Annotated in this window: 5 protein-coding genes; 4 read left to right on the top strand and 1 reads right to left on the bottom strand. The window is 67.4% G+C overall.

The genetic code is table 11. From position 1 onward, the window contains the following. The 4 genes from BRAS3809_RS02155 to BRAS3809_RS02140 all read left to right on the top strand — a co-directional run. On the top strand, window positions 1-451 hold a 451-nt coding region (locus BRAS3809_RS02155; RefSeq protein ID WP_035655049.1), incomplete at its 5' end, for a cation diffusion facilitator family transporter. Window positions 452-485: 34 nt separating this feature from the next. After that, complete coding sequence (gene arsC / locus BRAS3809_RS02150) at window positions 486-893, top strand: arsenate reductase (glutaredoxin) (protein WP_008960458.1); 408 nt, start codon at window positions 486-488, stop codon at window positions 891-893. A gap of 36 nt (window positions 894-929) precedes the next feature. Continuing rightward, on the top strand, window positions 930-2,201 hold the full coding sequence (locus tag BRAS3809_RS02145; RefSeq protein ID WP_008960457.1) for an adenylate/guanylate cyclase domain-containing protein: 1,272 nt from the start codon (window positions 930-932) through the stop codon (window positions 2,199-2,201). 62 nt (window positions 2,202-2,263) lie between these two features. Further along, window positions 2,264-2,698 carry a universal stress protein gene (locus tag BRAS3809_RS02140; RefSeq protein ID WP_008960456.1) on the top strand — a complete coding sequence of 145 codons (435 nt, stop codon included), beginning with the start codon at window positions 2,264-2,266 and terminating at the stop codon, window positions 2,696-2,698. Here BRAS3809_RS02140 and BRAS3809_RS02135 read toward each other — a convergent pair. Next, window positions 2,695-3,786: MFS transporter (locus tag BRAS3809_RS02135; RefSeq protein ID WP_052523321.1), on the bottom strand; the 1,092-nt coding region annotated here is incomplete at its 5' end. The two genes, BRAS3809_RS02140 and BRAS3809_RS02135, sit on opposite strands and share 4 nt — an antisense overlap.

Raw genomic sequence — 3,786 nt, 5'->3', positions numbered from 1 at the left:
TCACGACCACCGCCATCATGGCCACCACGACAACAATCTGCGCGCGGCCTATCTGCACGTGCTGGCGGATGCGGCAACCTCGCTGCTGGCGATCGGCGCGCTGCTGATCGGGATGTTTCTCGGATGGAGCTGGGCCGACGCCGCGGTCGGCCTGGTCGGCAGCGCTGTCATCGTCAGCTGGGCCTATGGACTGATCCGAGACGCCGGCGCGGTGCTGCTCGACGTCAATGGCGACCGGCGGTTGGAGGCGACGATCCGGGCACGGCTGGAGGCGGGCGGCGACCGTGTCACCGACCTGCATCTGTGGCAGGTCGGACCAGGCCATCGCGCCGTCGTCGTTTCGATCGTCTCTCATTCACCTCTCGCGCCGGCGATGTACAAGCAACGCCTGAGGGACCTGCAGGGGCTGAGCCATGTCACCGTCGAGGTGGAGCACGGCCTGCATGCTTGAGATAAATGCTGATTGAAGTTGGGGACCTGTTCTGATGACCGTCACGATCTTTCACAATCCGGCCTGCGGCACGTCGCGCAACACACTGGCGATGATCCGCGCCTCGGGCGAGGAGCCGGATGTGATCGAATATCTGAAGACGCCGCCGAGCCGCGAGCAGCTGGTCGCGCTGATCAATGCGATGGGCGTCAAGGTGCGCGACGTGCTGCGCGAGAAGGGCACGCCCTATGCCGAGCTGGGACTCGGCGATCCCAAATGGACCGATGATCAGCTGATCGAGGCCATGCTGGCCCATCCCATCCTGATCAACCGCCCGATCGTGGTGACTGGCAAGGGCGCACGGCTCTGCCGCCCGTCCGAGCTCGTGCTCGACCTGCTCGATCATCCCGTCGCTTCCTTCACCAAGGAGGATGGCGAGGTGGTGAGCCGGCCGGCGACCTGAGCTTCCTGGACATCTGGACGCCGACGAGTTGGATGCATGGACCTCACAGCCCGCCTCGATCTGATCAACTGGCTCGTGGCCCAGAGCCTGACGGGAGTGCCGGAGAACGACATCCTGCGCGGCTTCTGCGAGCGCTGCCGTGCCGCCGGGCTCGAACTGTCCCGGGGGCTGACCTTCATCGACACGCTGCATCCGATCTTCGAAGGGCGCGGCTTTCGCTGGAACGAGACCGCCAGCAACGAATCCGACAGCTTCGAATACGGCTCGAGCAATGACGGCGAAGCTGCTCAGAACTGGCGGCGCTCGGTGTTCCACCACATGCTGGAAAAGGGGCATGACGAGTTCAGCATCGACCTGACGAATTGCGCGCATCTCGATTTCTCGATGATCCACGACCTCTCCGCCAAGGGCCACCGGCATTTCCTCGCTTTCGTGCACCAGTTCGGCGAGGCGGGGACGCTCGGCCAGATGGATTGCTTCTATTCCTATTGGTTGACGCGTCGTGACGGCGGCTTCACCGAGTTGCAGATGGCCGCGTTGCGCGACCTCATTCCGTTGCTGGCGCTGGCCATCAAGTCCGCGCAGCAGGTCGACATCGTGCGCACGCTCGGCCGCGTCTATCTCGGCCGCGACGCCTCCGAGCAGGTGCTGCGCGGCCGTATCTCCCGCGGCGTCACCGAGCGGATCAATGCCGTGCTGTGGTTCTCCGACCTGCGTGGCTCGACCGCGATCTCCGAGAGCATCTCGCCGGACGAGATCATCCCGCTGCTTAACGACTATGCCGAGGCGTCGATCGACGCGATCTATGAATCCGGCGGCGACGTGCTGAAGCTGATCGGCGACGGCGTGCTGGCGATCTTCGCCGGCGGCGACATGAGCGCCCGCCAGGCGGCGCTGCGTGCCGAGCATCGGTTCCGGCTCAACATCGCCAAGCTCAATGCGCGCCGCGCCGGCGAGGGACGTCCGGTCACCTCGGCCTATGTCGGCCTGCATGTCGGGGAGGTGTTCTACGGCAACATCGGCAGCGAGGATCGGCTCGACTTCACGGTGGTGGGGCCGGCGGTCAACGAGGTCAGCCGCATCGCCTCGATGTGCCGCTCGGTCGATCGCGAGCTGCTGGCGTCGTCGGAGTTCTGCGCCGGCCTGGACGAGGAAGGTCGCCGCTATCTGGTCTCGACCGGGCGCTACGCGCTGCGCGGCATCGGCCGCGCGCAGGATCTGTTCACGCTCGATCCGGAGATCGTGGCGAGCCCGCCGGCGACGAAGGCCTATGAGAACTACCTGGCGGACGAGATGTCGCACCCTTGACCCACGTCAATGCCCGAAACAGCCGAGTCTGCCCAGCATCCTTTGCCGGGGAGATGACGCTCATGTACACGCATATCTTGCTACCCACCGATGGCTCCGACCTGTCGAAGGCCGCGATCAGGCACGGCGTCGCGCTGGCCAAGGCCACGGGCGCCAAGGTCACCGCCCTGGTGGTGTCGACGCCGCTGCATTCGCTCGTCGTCGATCCGCACGCCGCCACCAAGGCGCTGGCACAATACAAGTCGCTGGTGGCCGATCAGACGGCGAAATATCTGGACCACGTGAAGGAGGATGCGGAGCAGGCAGGCGTCAGCTGCGCCACGCTCTGCGTCGAGCACGACAAGCCCTACGAGGCGATCGTCGAGACGGCGCGAAACGAGGATTGCGACCTGGTGCTGATGGCCTCGCACGGGCTGCGCGGCGTCTCCGCCATTCTCGGCAGCGAGACGCTGAAGGTGCTGACGCATTCGACCGTGCCGATCCTGGTCTATCGCTAGGCCGGCTGCGGCTCCGGCTGGCGCGCGATCGCGACCGCGGGCGAGGAGAGGATGACCAGCGCCTGCAGGCCGAAGATCGCGGCGGAGAGATAGAGGCACATGTCGGCGCCGTAGCGGCCGCCGACGATGGCGCCGAGCAGCGAGCCCAGCGGGCGGGCGCCGTAGCTCAGGATGTTGATCGCCGAGACTCGCCCGAGCAGCCCGGCCGGCGTCACCGACTGGCGCAGGGTGGTGGTCGAGATCACCCACAGGATGGGTCCCGCGCCGAGCAGGAAGAAGCTGAGCGCGGCGAGCAGAGGGGAGGGAACGAAGGTTGTGAGCACCATCCCCAGCGCAGCGGCGAAGCCGGTGACGGGGCCGAGCCCGATCACGGTGCCGAACGGCAGCCGCCGCAGGATGCGCGTCGCCAGCAGCGCGCCGCAGACCATGCCGATGCCGAACATCGACAGCACGGTGCCGACGCCTCCTGCCGACAGGCCGATCCGGTGCACCGCATAGGGCACGAACACCGCGAGCAGCAGGAAGTGCGCCGTGTTGAAGATGAACTGCGTCATGAACACCGGCCGCAGCAGCGGATGGTTCAGCACGAACGCGGCGCCTTCCCTGATGTCGGCGAACGGATGCCGTCGCGGCACGGCGGCGCGGGCCGGCTCCTCGATGCCGGCGAGGCAGAGGGTGGCAATCAGCGACAGCGCGGCCGCGACGCCGAAGGCGGGCGCGCCGCCGATCCAGCCGACCAGCATGCCGCCCGCGGCCGGCCCGGCCGCAAAGGCGATGGTGCGGGCCAACTCGATCCGCGCATTGGCCGTGGCGAACTGCGTCGGGGACACGAGGCTCGGCACGACCGCCGGCGCTGCGACGCTGAACACGACGGTGCCACACACCGCAGCGAAGCCGAGCGTGGCGAGCAGCGGCAAAGTGAGCGAACCGGTCACGAGGGCCGCGAGGATCGCAAGCAGCGCGAGCGCGCGCAGCGCTTCGGCGGCGGCCATCAGCCGCCGCCGCGGCATCCGGTCGGCGAGCAGGCCGGCGGGAATGGCGAACAGCACGAAAGGCGCGGTGAGCGCCGTCTGCAACAGCCCGGTCTC

This window comes from Bradyrhizobium sp. STM 3809 (assembly GCF_000239795.1).
In the GTDB taxonomy this organism is placed as follows: domain Bacteria; phylum Pseudomonadota; class Alphaproteobacteria; order Rhizobiales; family Xanthobacteraceae; genus Bradyrhizobium.
This window is presented reverse-complemented; position numbering and strand designations above follow the sequence as displayed.

Excerpts from the sequence above, each read along its gene's own strand:
- BRAS3809_RS02145 (WP_008960457.1), top strand. The coding sequence starts at position 930 with ATGGACCTCACAGCCCGCCTCGATCTGATCAACTGGCTCGTGGCCCAG.
- BRAS3809_RS02140 (WP_008960456.1), top strand. The coding sequence starts at position 2,264 with ATGTACACGCATATCTTGCTACCCACCGATGGCTCCGACCTGTCGAAG.
- arsC (WP_008960458.1), top strand. The coding sequence starts at position 486 with ATGACCGTCACGATCTTTCACAATCCGGCCTGCGGCACGTCGCGCAAC.